This window comes from Lachnoanaerobaculum sp. OBRC5-5, from assembly GCF_000296385.1.
Taxonomy (GTDB): Bacteria; Bacillota; Clostridia; order Lachnospirales; family Lachnospiraceae; genus Lachnoanaerobaculum.
Map to the genome: position 1 here is coordinate 791038 of NZ_JH815185.1, position 14196 is coordinate 805233.

The 14196-nt window shown below is 34.0% G+C and carries 14 protein-coding genes and 1 pseudogene; 4 read left to right on the forward strand and 11 right to left on the reverse strand.

Annotated features, from left to right (window positions below):
- The first annotated feature begins 79 nt into the window (after window positions 1-79).
- A complete protein-coding gene (locus HMPREF1135_RS03600) occupies window positions 80-1837 on the forward strand; it encodes an IS1634 family transposase (RefSeq protein ID WP_007592098.1) in 1758 nt (585 codons plus the stop codon).
- 123 nt (window positions 1838-1960) lie between these two features.
- Here the strand turns inward: HMPREF1135_RS03600 and HMPREF1135_RS03605 are convergent, their stop codons facing one another.
- The 4 genes from HMPREF1135_RS03605 to HMPREF1135_RS03620 form a co-directional block, all read right to left on the reverse strand.
- Complete coding sequence (locus tag HMPREF1135_RS03605; RefSeq protein ID WP_007592096.1) at window positions 1961-3301, reverse strand: FAD-dependent oxidoreductase; 1341 nt, start codon at window positions 3299-3301, stop codon at window positions 1961-1963.
- Window positions 3302-3380: 79 nt separating this feature from the next.
- A complete protein-coding gene (locus tag HMPREF1135_RS03610) occupies window positions 3381-3821 on the reverse strand; it encodes a hypothetical protein (protein ID WP_007592100.1) in 441 nt (146 codons plus the stop codon).
- 129 nt (window positions 3822-3950) lie between these two features.
- Window positions 3951-4187 carry a BrnA antitoxin family protein gene (locus tag HMPREF1135_RS03615; RefSeq protein ID WP_007592102.1) on the reverse strand — a complete coding sequence of 79 codons (237 nt, stop codon included), beginning with the start codon at window positions 4185-4187 and terminating at the stop codon, window positions 3951-3953.
- The gene (locus tag HMPREF1135_RS03620; protein ID WP_007592104.1) at window positions 4184-4471 is read right to left on the reverse strand and encodes a BrnT family toxin; all 288 of its coding nucleotides are present in this window, start codon (window positions 4469-4471) and stop codon (window positions 4184-4186) included. The genes HMPREF1135_RS03615 and HMPREF1135_RS03620 overlap by 4 nt, the downstream gene beginning before the upstream one ends.
- Before the next feature lie 628 nt (window positions 4472-5099).
- On the opposite strand from HMPREF1135_RS03620, the gene HMPREF1135_RS03625 reads away from it, so the two are divergent.
- Window positions 5100-5945 (forward strand): DUF3137 domain-containing protein, encoded by an 846-nt coding sequence (locus HMPREF1135_RS03625; protein WP_007592106.1) that lies wholly within the window; start codon window positions 5100-5102, stop codon window positions 5943-5945.
- 113 nt (window positions 5946-6058) lie between these two features.
- Here the strand turns inward: HMPREF1135_RS03625 and HMPREF1135_RS03630 are convergent, their stop codons facing one another.
- On the reverse strand, window positions 6059-7816 hold the full coding sequence (locus tag HMPREF1135_RS03630) for an IS1634 family transposase (protein WP_007592107.1): 1758 nt from the start codon (window positions 7814-7816) through the stop codon (window positions 6059-6061).
- A 297-nt stretch (window positions 7817-8113) separates the two neighbouring features.
- Between HMPREF1135_RS03630 and HMPREF1135_RS03635 the strand changes: the two genes are divergently transcribed.
- Both HMPREF1135_RS03635 and HMPREF1135_RS13655 read left to right on the forward strand, forming a co-directional pair.
- Entirely contained in the window at window positions 8114-8374 is a 261-nt protein-coding gene (locus HMPREF1135_RS03635; RefSeq protein WP_007592109.1) for a type II toxin-antitoxin system RelB/DinJ family antitoxin, read from the forward strand.
- Window positions 8367-8531: pseudogene (locus HMPREF1135_RS13655) on the forward strand (type II toxin-antitoxin system YafQ family toxin); the annotation flags it as partial. The gene HMPREF1135_RS03635 and the pseudogene HMPREF1135_RS13655, both read left to right, overlap by 8 nt.
- A 26-nt stretch (window positions 8532-8557) precedes the next feature.
- Here HMPREF1135_RS13655 and HMPREF1135_RS03640 read toward each other — a convergent pair.
- The 6 genes from HMPREF1135_RS03640 to HMPREF1135_RS03665 all read right to left on the reverse strand — a co-directional run bounded on the left by HMPREF1135_RS03640 (window position 8558) and on the right by HMPREF1135_RS03665 (window position 14186).
- Window positions 8558-8797 (reverse strand): hypothetical protein, encoded by a 240-nt coding sequence (locus tag HMPREF1135_RS03640; protein WP_007592110.1) that lies wholly within the window; start codon window positions 8795-8797, stop codon window positions 8558-8560.
- 98 nt (window positions 8798-8895) lie between these two features.
- Window positions 8896-9351 (reverse strand): GNAT family N-acetyltransferase, encoded by a 456-nt coding sequence (locus tag HMPREF1135_RS03645; RefSeq protein ID WP_007592112.1) that lies wholly within the window; start codon window positions 9349-9351, stop codon window positions 8896-8898.
- Window positions 9352-9369: 18 nt separating this feature from the next.
- Entirely contained in the window at window positions 9370-9861 is a 492-nt protein-coding gene (locus HMPREF1135_RS03650) for an imm68 putative immunity domain-containing protein (RefSeq protein WP_007592114.1), read from the reverse strand.
- Between the two features lie 26 nt (window positions 9862-9887).
- Window positions 9888-10367, reverse strand: coding sequence for an NADAR family protein (locus HMPREF1135_RS03655; RefSeq protein ID WP_007592116.1), 480 nt, complete (start codon window positions 10365-10367; stop codon window positions 9888-9890).
- Window positions 10368-10448: 81 nt separating this feature from the next.
- A complete protein-coding gene (malQ, locus tag HMPREF1135_RS03660) occupies window positions 10449-11915 on the reverse strand; it encodes a 4-alpha-glucanotransferase (RefSeq protein WP_007592118.1) in 1467 nt (488 codons plus the stop codon).
- 12 nt (window positions 11916-11927) lie between these two features.
- Entirely contained in the window at window positions 11928-14186 is a 2259-nt protein-coding gene (locus HMPREF1135_RS03665) for a glycogen/starch/alpha-glucan phosphorylase (protein WP_007592120.1), read from the reverse strand.
- Window positions 14187-14196: the final 10 nt, after the last annotated feature.

The window sequence follows — 14196 nt, forward strand, 5'->3', positions numbered from 1 at the left end:
TATTTAAAAAAAGTTGAAAATTTTTTTTGAGTATGTTATAATCATAGTACTTCATAGTACTTTACTTTTAGAGGTGTTTATGGCTTATTTTTTGAGAAAAGAAAAGAAGAAAAAAGGTACTTATCTTCAGATGTATGAATCATTTTGGGATAAGGATAAAAAGCAACCAAGAACAAAAAATGTAAAATCTTTTGGTTATGTTGAGGATTTGATTTCAGGTGAGATTCCTGATCCTGTTAAATTTTACAGTGACTATGTAAAAGAGCAAAATGAGAATAGAACAAAAGCTCTTTCTGAAGAGTCACGTCCTCGTGCATTTTCCTCCCCTGTTGAACTTAATATAGGGCACTTCTTACTCTACTCATTAATTGATGAGCTTGATGTTAAAGAAACTATTGATATACTTGCTTCTCAAATGCGTTTTCAGTTCTCTGTATTTGACTTAATTACACAACTTATTTATGCAAGAGTTATATCTCCATGCTCTAAGTCAAAGACAGCCTCTCATATATTTCCATACCTTTATGGCAGCTCTACAATCTCTGAAGACCAAGTATATGACGGGTGTTCTTTCATAGGAGAGTCTTATAAAAAGTATATTGATTTATTTAATCACTCTTATGAAAGGTATTATAAAAGGGATCTAAGCAATGTATTTTTTGATTGCACTAATTATTACTTTGAAATTGATATCCCTAGTGATGATAAGCAAAAGGGACCTTCAAAAGAGAATAGGCACTCCCCGATAATAGGGCAAGCTTTACTTTTAGATGCTGATCTCGTACCTGTCTCCATGCAAATGTATCCCGGAAATGAATCGGAAAAGCCGTATATTAGAAAAGTTATTGAAGAAATGAAGCAACGACACAGCGTATCAGGTAAGACAATTCAGGTGGCTGATAAAGGACTTAATTGTGCAAGAAATATTTATGCTGCCGTTAAAGAAGATAATGACGGCTATATATTCTCAAAATCAATACATGGTAAGAATCTAAGTGAAAAGGAAAAGAAATGGGTTCTACTTGAGAATGATACAAATGTCTTTTCTAATTACACTGATGAAAGAGGTAATATATCTTTTCGTCTTAAATCCTGTATTGACAGCTTTGACTACAGCTTTAAAGAGATCGATCCGGAAACAGGAAAAGAGAGTGTTACAAAGTTCTCTGTAAAAGAAAAGCGTATCGTCTCTTATAATCCTAACCTTGCAAAGAAACAAAGACTTGAAATAATGAAAATGGTCGATAAAGCTTCAAAGTTTTCTACATACAAAAATATCGCTAAAGATGAACTTGGAGATTGCGCTAAATATTTAGACATCATAACTAAAGATAGTACAGGCAAGACAATAAAGCCTATAATAGATTTAAATAAATCTAAGATTGATGAAGATCTTAAATATGCAGGATATAACCTTTTAGTGACATCTGAGATAGACATGGAGCCATTACAGGTATATAAGACATACCATAGCCTATGGAAAATCGAGGAATCTTTTAGACTTACAAAATCATACCTGGATGCCAGGCCTGTTTATTTACAGAAAAAAGAAACAATCTACGGGCATTTTTTGATATGCTACCTTAGTTTGTTTCTTTTAAGAGTATTAGAAATCAAGTGCTTCAAGAATAAAATAAACTCTTATGACTTGATTAACTTTATGCGTGATTTTAGAGTGGTAAATAAAGGTGATAATACATATATCAATATATCAAGATACCAGTCCGTTAACGAAAAGGTTAAAAAACTGGTTGGTTTTAGTAACCTTGATGCCCTCTATTTAACCAAAGCTGAAGTCGACAATTTCTTTCAAAACTGCATGCTCTTGGATGCCTAGAGTACTAGGTTTTGAGAGAAACGACGGAAGTCAGGTATCATAAGATTTTATTAAAATCAAGATTTTTAAATAAAAAAACGGCAGCAAGTAAAAAAAGTGTCAACTTGATACCGTTTTATTATTTTACATTGCAAATAAGTCGTTTAGACTCTCTGACATTGTAGGATGTGTAAATATAAAGTTTGCAATGTCCTTTGCTTTGATACCATGATCCATTGCCAGTTTTATAAAGTTAATCATCTCATAAGACTCTTCACAGAAAAGCTCAGCACCCAAAATTGTGCCGTCAGCAGTAACTAAAGCTTTTAACAGTCCGTCGGTCTTTCTTAAAACCTTAGCCTTAGGAATTGCATTGGCACTGAGGCTTAAAACTTTGTATTCAATTCCGGCAGCCTTTGCATCTCTTTCACTCATTCCCACTCTTGAGAACGGAGGATTTATAAATACAGAATAAGAGAATGCTCCTCTGTTCTCAGTAGTTCTCTTATCCTCTCCCATTATTTCATCCCATATGATTCTGCTGTCATCAAGTGAAATATATGTAAACTGAAGCTTACCGCAGACATCTCCTGCCGCCCAGATATTATCCGCACTTGTTTTTAAATGCTCATCTGTAACTACGCCACCTCTGTCAGTAAGCTTAACTCCGGCATTTTCGCATCCAAGGCCGTCTGTATTCGGTCTACGACCTACAGCAAGTAAAATTGCATCAGATTCCAAAGTCTTTACCTCTCCTACAACCTCATAATATAATTTTCCTTCTTCGGATTTGGTCACCTTTGCGCCCGTAACTATCTCTACAGACTTCGCCTCCAATACTTCACGGATTGCCTTAGCAATATCCTCGTCTTCTCTAGGTAAGAATACATCACCGTCTTGAACTACAGTTACCTTGCTTCCGAAATCTGCATACATAGATGCAAACTCAAGCCCTATATAACCACCACCTACTATAGTAAGTCTTTTCGGTAACTCCTCAAGATTCATAATAGACTCTGATGTATATACGCCTTTACTGTCGACTCCTTCAATCTTCGGTATTACAGTAACAGAACCTGTATTGATAATAAACTTCTCAGCCTCAATTTCCACATTTCCGTCTTTAGTTGAAACAATAATATGATGATTATCCTTAAATGATGCTGTTCCGTCAATTATCTCCACACCCGCGCTTGCTATCTTATCGTAATTTGCCTTATTTAGAGCTGCTGTAAGTTTCTTCTTTTCAGCAACCGTCTCCTTATAATGCTGTGCTTTTTCCTCAAACCCTCCTTTTGGAGTTCTTAACGCATCAGTTATAAGCCTTTTTGAAGGAATACAACCTACATTAATGCAGGTACCTCCATACATATTTTTATCTTTCTCAATTAAAGCAACACTTTTACCGGATTTACTAAACTTCGCAGCAAGTGTCTTTCCTGCTTTACCGAAACCGATAACAACTATATCATAATTAGCTTTCATAAGCTTTACTTCCTTTCAAATTGATTTTATATTATTATACACCTGATTTTATACAATTGAAATACTTAAAATTAAATAATTAAAATTCTTCATAAACACAATACTCCATATCCCCACTGTTCCAAATAAACATAATGGCTGATACAGGATTTTTCCCTTCTTCCCAAAGCCATCCTGAGTAAGTAGTTGAATTTCCAAAGTAGCCTTCTGTAATAATCTCAAACCCACAATTTTTATGAACATCCATAAATTCCTCTAAAGAAATAGCATCTCCGATAAAATGACCTTTACCTAAGATTTTATTAAAAATCAACATACTACAAAGTCTTAAATCGCAATCTTTAAAACAGACTTCACCCTCGTGTTCTACTTCTTCATTATTTACATATTGAAATAATGAATCAACCTTTAGAGTAAGCATTTTATTATGGAATTTAAGTTCCTTTACTCTGCTGCCGTTAAGGCTGCAAATGATATTGCTGTGCCTGTCATATATAAATTTATTTATATTTTTGTCCATGATTTACTCCTGAATAAATCTATAGCAGCAGAATTATGCTAATAATATTTTGACCGTTTAAAAGGGATTCTAATATAGCTGCTCAGTTGTCAAAATTTTAGATTTTTATAATGATATAAAATCAAACAACTATTTCCAACTGATATCAAGTTTCTTCTTCTCTTTTACACACTCTGTCAAATATAAGTTAATCAATGTTTGATACGGAATACCTGTTTCTACAGCTTCTTCTTTAAAATAATCTATAACTGTTGGCGATATCTTAATAGTTACCTGCTTCTTAAGCTCTTTAATGTATGGATTTTTTATAGCTTTACTAAAATCAAATTCCTTTTCAAGAAATTCATCTCTCATAGATTCACTCATGATAAAATACTCCTCTCATAATTTTTTCTTTCGTATGAAGTCGCTTTTCTTGAAGATATTATTATTATAACCGACTCTTTCCGAATACAATGAACAACAACTAAAATATTTCCTATATTACTACATCCTAGGATACGAAATCTTTCTTCCACATCTGAATGTAGATCATCATATTCTACAAGTGCCTCTTCGTCATAAAATACTGTTTTCACCTCTTCAAAACTGATACCATGTTTTGCTTTATTTATAGTATTTTTATTATCATCCCATTCAAATGAATACATTACTTTACTCCCTTTTTTATAAAATAATTATATTATATTTACTTTATATTGTCTATGCTTAAAGTATGTCTTCTTTCTTTCAATATGCTTACAGCAACAGATAATTGAATTTCATTAATTATAATGTGGTATACTTGAATTTATATAATTTGGTTTTCTTTAGATAATAATCTTGTTTAATTATCATATTACTACCTCCCGAGAATAATTTAATTGGATTTCCACTGTTTTATTTCGAGTTATATATTTTTTTATGTACTTTACACTTTATAACTTACTTATGGTATACTTAAAAAGTTAAAAAATCTGTTTTCTTCTATGTTCAAAGTATTGAAAAACTGAATTTCAATACCCTATAAAACTTGTACTAATTGGAAGATATTACTGTATAAGGGGAACGAACGGATTACTTGAAAATAGTTTATAAAATAGGGAGAGAATAACGGAAATAGATTTAAGTCCTGAGGAAAAAAATAAAATAAATAATCTATGGAAAACCTCACGATTTCAGCGTAGTTGGAGAGCCGTACAAAATATAGTAAATTGTAAAGATAGTGTTACGAATTATTTTGTTCGAAATATTATTCTGATATTTATAAGCATTATTGTCGGTAGAGGCTTTTTCTTTTTGGAAGAACAAGGCATTCTTCCGGACAGTGTTTTGATAGATAAACTTATGAAGTTTATCGCAAGACTGATTCTATTTCTTATAGCACTACAAATTATAAGTGTTCTGGTTTATAGCCTATTGGGTCCGGGCTTTGAAGAAAAGCAAAGAAGCAAACTGCGCGTAGTTTACGAAAGTGAAATTCTTGAACCGATACTGCAAGCACTTTATCCTTTGGCCAAAATTGATACTGAACATGATATTTCACCAAGTAATGTAGAAGAGGTAGTCCCTGCTGCAAAATACTATATCCAATCAGGGATATTTAAGCTAAACAATGAAAAAGATATTGAAATAGTGGATTTATATGCATATACTGTCACAAAAGGATTGGCAACAGGAAAGGATGAGATAAAGAACCTTCGTGAGATTACGGGCTTTATCGGACAAGTTTACTCTATTAAAAATACACACTCTTTAAAAGGAAATTTGCGAATTATTCCGACAAAGCATTTCCTTAATCTCAAGACTCAAGGGGGATATCTTGGTAATATGTCAGGCGGAAAGAAGATTAATGTAGATGATTTATGGCAAGGCGAGCACTACAACACCTACTGTACTGACGAACAATCAGCAAGGATGTTATTAACTCCTGCTGTTATTGACCTGTTTAACAACAGTATTTCGGACTGCGTACTTTCTCTATACAGCACCGAATCTCGCATTTATATTGCAGCTTATAATAATAAACGTCTTTTTGCATCACCAAGAAACAAAGATAGCCTTCGCTCATGGAGTATAGAAAAAGCTGCAATGAATATAAAATATGCTTTTGATTTTTCAGACAAAATAGCCGAGATTATGTAAGCATTAAAATAAATACATAACAATAATTTATATTTATCAACATTGCATATATTCTGTATTTATACTATAATTGTAATATCTGACTTCCGTCGTTTCTCTCAAAACCTAGTACTCTAGGTGTCCAAGAGCATGCAGTTTTGAAAGAAATTGTCGACTTCAGCTTTGGTTAAATAGAAGGCATCAAGGTTACTAAAACCAACCAGTTTTTTAACCCTTTCGTTAATGGCCTGATCTCTTGATATATTGATATATGTATTATCACCTTTATTTACCACCCTAAAATCACGCATAAAGTTGATCAAGTCATAAGAGTTTATTTTATTCTTGAAACACTTGATTTCTAATACTCTTAAAAGAAACAAGCTAAGGTAGCATATCAAAAAATGCCCATAGATTGTTTCTTTTTTCTGTAAATAAACAGGTCTTGCATCCAGGTATGATTTTGTAAGTCTAAAAGATTCCTCGATCTTCCATAGGCTATGGTATGTCTTATATACCTGTACAGGCTCCATATCTATCTCAGATGTAACTAAAAGATTATATCCTGCATATTTAAGGTCTTCATCAATCTTAGATTTATTTAAATCTATTATAGGCTTTATAGTATTGCCTGCACTATCTTTTGTTATGATGTCTATATATTTAGCGCAATCTCCAAGTTCATCTTTAGCGATATTTTTGTACGTTGAAAACTTTGAAGCTTTATCAACCATCTTCATTATTTCAAGCCTTTGTTTTTTTGCAAGATTAGGATTATAAGAGACGATACGCTTTTCTTTTACAGAGAACCTTGTAACACTCTCTTTTCCTGTTTCCGGATCAATCTCTTTAAAACTATAATCAAAACTGTCAATACATGATTTAAGACGAAAAGATATATTACCTCTTTCATCAGTATAATTAGAAAAGACATTTGTATCATTCTCAAGTAGAACCCATTTCTTTTCCTTTTCACTTAGATTCTTACCATGTATTGACTTTGAAAATATATATCCGTCATTAGCTTCTTTAACGGCAGAATAAATATTTCTTGCACAATTAAGGCCTTTATCAGCCACCTGAATAGTTTTACCTGATACATTATGTCGTTGCTTCATTTCTTCAATAACTTTTCTGATATATGGTTTTTCCGATTCATTTCCGGGATACATTTGCATGGAGACAGGTACAAGGTCGGCGTCTAAAAGTAAAGCTTGCCCTATTATCGGAGAGTGCCTATTCTCTTTAGAAGGTCCCTTTTGCTTGTCATCGCTAGGAAGATCAATTTCAAAGTAATAATTAGTGCAATCGAAAAATACATTGCTTAAGTCTCTTTTATAATACCTTTCATAAGAGTGATTAAACAAATCAATGTACTTCTTATAAGACTCTCCTATGAAAGAACATCCGTCATATACTTGGTCTTCAGAGATGGTTGAACTGCCATAAAGGTATGGAAATACATGAGAGGCTGTCTTTGACTTAGAGCATGGTGATATAACCCTTGCATAAATAAGTTGTGTAATTAAATCAAATACAGAAAACTGAAAACGCATTTGAGAAGCAAGTATATCAATAGTATCCTTAACATCAAGCTCATCAATTATAGAGGATAGCAAAAAGTGTCCTATATTAAGTTCGACAGGGGAGGAAAATGCACGAGGACGTGACTCTTCAGAAAGAGCTTTTGTTCTATTCTCATTTTGCTCTTTTATGTAGTTGCTGTAAAATTTAATAGGATCCGGAATCTCATCTGAAATCAAATCTTCAACATAACCAAAAGATTTTACATTTCTTGTTCTTGGTTGCTTTTTATCCTTATCCCAAAATGATTCATACATCTGAAGATAAGTCCCTTTTTTCTTCTTTTCTTTTCTCAAAAAATAAGCCATAATCACCTCCAAAACAAAAGTACTATGAAGTACTATGATTATAACATACTTTAAAAATTTAATCAAATTTTTTAAAATATTTTTTGTGCAAGAAAAGCCTTTAAAATAAAGGGTTTAAAAGAATTGTGTAAAATTAAATAGGCTATTAGAAATTTAAAGCGTCGGAACTTTCATAGTACTTCGACGGAAGACGGGAATAAATACATAACAATAATTTATATTTATCAACATTGCATATATTCTGTATTTATACTATAATTGCAATACAGCTAATTACATGATTATTGGAGGTGTAATATGTCAACACTACAAATTCGTATAGACGATCAACTAAAGAAAGACGCCGACTCACTATTTTCAAGTCTGGGTTTGGATACATCTACAGCAATAAGAATTTTCTTAAATGCTTCACTTGAGCACAATGGATTACCGTTTCCGGTCGCACATAATAAGCAATATAATGAAAGTTTTACAACAATTCAAGATGCAAGATTAAATAGAAACTTAAATGGGCCATATAAATCTGCTAAGGAAGCTGTTTCGGATATAACCACTTGAATCTAAATATAGAGACCATCAACTTTCCGGTAATATGTCAGACTTTAGAGAATGTCACATAGAACCGGATTGGCTACTGGTATATCGTATTGAAGATGATAGACTTATTATCATTGCGACTGAAACCGGTACTCATTCCGACCTTTTCGGTATGTAGTTTTATAATATTTATAAACTCAGGATTTATATGCCTATTCCCTGTAAGCTGATATGTCTTCCATTTAAATCTGTAATCTCAGCCTTTTCATCATCAGTAAGGCTATCAATAAAAATACACCATTCATTAGGATATCCACCGACAAATTCCATTTTGGGAATATGAATTTGGCTTGGGTTTTTCGCGAATAAACATAATCTGTTATCACCCCAAAATCTTGTGAGTGTTAAAATCTGTTTCTTGTATATAACATCTATACCTTTCAATTTTATCTCCGTAAATTCTTTATTTTCATACCGTATTCTAAGTGTTCTTAAAATACTTGAGTTAATGCCACTATCTTATCTTTGATAAGTTCCTTATATTACCTGAACTTTTTCATAATATACTTTAACTTTGGAGTTTCAATCACTTCATAAATCTCAAAGCCAAGCTTATAATAAACTCTCTTTGCACTTTTATTAAAGTCAAATACAGTCAAAGAGATACTTTGAATATTCTCATCTTTAAAGATAAAATCTATAAATTCTTTCAAAGCCTTTGTTCCAAGACCGGCTCCTGTTTTTGTAGGATTTAATACAAATCTTCCTATATGAATATTATCTTCTTGTATTCGCACTTCTTGTATCATTCCGATAAACTCTTCACCATTAAAAATAGAAAATTTGTTTTCCAGATTTTCTATTTTTTCATTAGTTAGAGGAAAAGAAACTTCCGTTCCCATCCATTGCTCTTGAAACATCGCTCCTCTTTCATTTGACCACTTGCATAAAAGTAAAATATTATCTTTATCGATACCTTTTACAAATCCAATGCTCATAGCAATCTCCAAAACATATTATAACTCATATTGCAGCAGTTCTTTCCACAGCTCTTTTACAATTTCCGCCATCTCTATGATATCATCACCTATCATTTCATATAAATCATATGACTTCGGATCTTTTACAAAGTCTTCCAACGCAACTTTTATAGCTGTATATTCTTCCTCTGTTGCAACAACTCGTATGAATCGATTTTGTTCATCTTCATTGCCATATAATTCTCCAATGTTTACGTGTCCGTTATTTTTACATTCCAACAAAATGGCAGCAAGGTCTGTAACAATATCTATCGCATAATTAAAGTATATTTCCAGTCTAATCGAATTGGTAAACTTGAGATTATCGACTGTTTGCCTAAAATCCATATTCTGCCTATCAAGTCCTATACCTGTAAATATTTCTTTAAGAGTAATTTCTTCTTTATTCAGGCCTTCTAAAAACTCTATGAGACTCAAGCTGTCATCAGAACCACCGATAAAGTCTCCCCAATATTTTGTAATATACATATTTCACCTCTCTTCGATTTTTATTTTCAAATCTGTAGTTCTTCTCTCACCATCATCAATGCAAATCCCAAAAGATTTTCACCTCTCCACTTTTCCATGTCCCATCTGTTTACATCTTTCATGGAAAGACCTATTCCCCAGATTTTATCCTGTACGGCACATTCTGCAAGTATGTCATTACCTGTATTCAGAAGTCTTTTCTTTAAATCTTCATTCTGAGAAAACTTCTCAAGCAAGCCTTTGTATATAATAATCTGCCTTACTCCGTTCCAATGTGTATCATTATATTTTGAAACCTGTCTTCCAAGAGCTTTTATTCTTGAAACATCTGTAGTTTCTAAAATTTCCTTTGCAATTTCAGTATCATCAAAAACAATTGCCTTTTTATACATCATATACTGTTCCATTGAAGAGAACTTTATCGAATCTATTTCAAAGTCTGAAAGATACCAGTTACTTAAATATCCATTTTCCTCGTCAGGATTATGAAAACATCTTATATTCATATCATACCTCCTATAACCATTTTATACTTATATAAAAAAGTGTCAAAACCCTTTTACATTAAAGAGCCTTGACACTTTCTATTATCTGTTCATTATCAAATTTTTATATCTTGCCAGTTCTACTTTTGCATTAGCGAAGTCTACCATATGCCATTCCCAGTTCGGGCTGCCGACTGTTCCCGGTGTATTGATATGACCTTCTTTACCAAGTCCTATTATATCCGCTAAAGGTATAATGGCATACTCTGCCTTACTCTTTAGCACATAGGTCAAAAGTCTGTCCTTTATACTTCCTGACTTTATATCCTGCTTCTTTAAAAACTCTCTGACCTTTCTCTTTGAAGCCACAGTCAAACCGTCATACCACTGCATTAGAGTATCATTGTCATGAGTTCCTGTATAGAAAATGACATTCTCTATATCATTTGATATATCTTTTGCATACTTTCCTTTTGTATCAATGGAGAATAGAAGTATTCTCATTCCCTTTAAGTGATAGTGATCCTTAAGCTCCAATACCTCAGGACGCAATTCTCCCAAATCCTCAGCCACAAGATTTACACCGGGCAACTCCTTATTTAAGGTATCTATTACTTCATATCCCGGAGCCTCAATCCACTCTCCGTCAATAGCTGTAGGACATGATGCAGGTATCTTCCAGAAGGTATCAAATGCACGGAAGTGGTCGATACGGATAATATCAAACAATTTATTGCTATATCCTATTCTGTCCACCCAGAACTTATATTTGTTTTTCTTTAAATAGTCCCAGTCATAGATAGGATTTCCCCATCTCTGCCCTGTAGCACTGAAATAATCAGGAGGAACTCCTGCAATAAACAGCGGTCTTCCGTCGGTATCAAGTAAGAAATTGTCTTTACCAGACCAAACATCTACAGAGTCAAGTCCGACATAGAAAGGCACATCGCCCATAACTTCGATGCCTGCTTCATTGGCATATCTTTTTACATCCATCCACTGTGTGTAGAAAATATATTGAATAAAGCATTGATATTCGGCTTCTTTTTGTACATTTTCAGAAAGTGCACTCTTATCTCCAGACCAATTCTTGTAATCAGCCTTCCAATCATTCCAGCAATCACCGTTGTTGTCAAGCTTTAGGGCACGAAATACAGCATAGGTATATACCCAATCCTGTGACATAAAGTCTACATATGCAGGATCTTTTTGTCCGTCTCCGGCTACAAACTTTTCAAAAGCTTCTCTTAGGTAACTCTCTTTAAAAGCTCTTACAGCTGTATAATCAACTCTTTTGGCATTTTCTCTAAATTTATCAGGTTTCTTATCAAGTAACCCTGCTTCAAAAAGCAAGTCAAGGCTGATATAAAGCTCATCACCTGCACATGAAGAGTATGGTTGATAAGGAGAGTTTCCGTATCCTACAGGATTTAGAGGTAAAATCTGCCAGATCTTTATTCCATTCTCCTTCATTATATCAATCCACTGATAGGAAGCCCATCCAAGCTCCCCAACGCCTGTAGTAGAAGGGAGAGCTGAAACCGGCATTAAAATTCCTGTTTTCTTCATTGAAATATCTCCTTATAAATGCCAGATATCCTTGTTATACTCCGCAATGGTTCTGTCTGATGAGAAGAATCCGGCCTTTGCTATATTTACAAGTGCCTTCTTTGACCAAGACATCTCGTCCTCATAGTCATTTAACATCTGCTCTTTTGTCTTTATATAATCCTTTACATCAAGGAGTGCCATAAACCAGTCTTTACCTACAATTTCCTTATAAAGTCTGCACAGATTCATCGGATCTCCGATACGGATAAGTTCTTTGCTGATAATGAAGTCTACCAACTCCTCCACCTCAGGGTCGTTGTCATAGATATCGGCAGAACGATATGAAGCTGTTTCATAAAGCTTTATTACATCTTCAGACTTCTTACCGAAGATATAGATATTTTCATCACCTACAAGCTCATGAATCTCTACATTGGCACCGTCTTCCGTACCGAGTGTTACAGCACCGTTTAACATGAACTTCATATTTCCTGTTCCTGAAGCTTCCTTTGATGCAAGTGAGATCTGCTCTGAAATATCACAAGCAGGGATAAGCTTTTCAGCCTTTGTAACATTGTAGTTTTCCACCATAACTATCTTAAGATATGGACTTACAGCCGGATCATTCTCCACCAACTGCTGCAGGCAAAGAATCAAATGAATTATATCCTTTGCAATAGTGTAAGCAGGTGCCGCTTTTGCTCCGAAGATCATAGTAATCGGACGCTTCGGTAGATGTCCCTTCTTGATCTCTTTATATTTGTAAATAGCATAGAGTGCATTCATCTGCTGTCTCTTATACTCATGCAAACGCTTTATCTGAATATCAAATACGGAGTTCTCGTCAATATCAATATTCTGAGTCTGCTTTAAATACTTCTTAAGCTCTAATTTGGCATCCTTTTTGATTTCTCTAAGCTTCTTTAACACCTTCTCATCATCTTTATAAGCTAAAAGCTTTTCAAGATTTTCGGCATTATCCATATACTCAGGTCCTATAAGCTCGTTTAGATACTCTGAAAGCTCATGATTGCAGTGAACAAGCCATCTACGGAATGTAATACCGTTTGTCTTGTTATTAAACTTCTCAGGGTAGATATCATAAAAATGCTTAAGCTCGGAGTTTTTCAAAATCTCTGTATGAAGAGCCGCAACTCCGTTTACTGCATATCCGAAGTGAATATCAATATGTGCCATATGTACACGGTTCTGATTGTCTATGATATATACTCTCTCATCACTGAACTCTCTTCTTACTCTTGCATCAAGCTCATAGATAATAGGCAATAACTGTGGAACTACCTTCTCCAAGTAGCTGATCGGCCACTTCTCAAGTGCCTCGGCAAGTATTGTATGATTTGTATAAGCACATGTCTTTCTTACAACATCAATAGCTGTATCCATGTTGAAGCCCTTTTGCTGGGTCAGGATACGGATAAGCTCAGGGATAACCATAGTTGGATGAGTATCATTAATCTGAACACATACATGCTCATGAAGTCTGTAAAGATCTACACCTCTTTCCTGCGCTTCTCTTATAATCAGTTGTGCAGCATTGCTTACCATAAAGTACTGCTGATAAATTCTAAGTAGATGTCCTGCCTCATCACTGTCATCAGGATATAAGAACAATGTAAGGTTCTTTCCTATGTCATGTTTATCAAAATTTATGCCGTCTCCTATAATAGACTCATCCACACTGTCAATATCAAAAAGATGTAATTTATTACATTTGCTCTGATGATATCCCGGAACATCAATATCATACATTGTGGACTTTAATGTAAAATCTTTGAAAGGAACTTCAAAACTCACATCAGTTCTTGTAAGCCAACTGTTGTCTGTAATCCATGGATTCTTCTCTTCATACTGCTTATTGTCTACAAACTTTTGTAAGAAAAGTCCGTCATGATAGTTTAATCCTACACCGTCACCGTTTAATCCGAGTGTTGCGATAGAATCAAGGAAGCATGCAGCCAAACGTCCAAGACCACCGTTTCCAAGTGAAGGCTCAGGCTCCACCTCTTCAACCGCTGTTATATCGTGGCCGTTCTTTGAAAGTATTTCTCTTACCTCGTCAAACATTCCAAGGTTTATAAGATTGTTTGACAGAAGCTTTCCGATAAGGAACTCTGCTGAGATGTAATATAGCTTTCTGTTTCCTGTATTATGCTCCATGCCTTCCATCTTCTCTTTTGTAATGTTCAAGAGTGCTGTGTAAATTTCCGCATCTGAAGCTGCTGAAATTTCCTTACCAAGTTTGTTCTTTAAAATTTCTTCTAATGACATACCTTTTTCT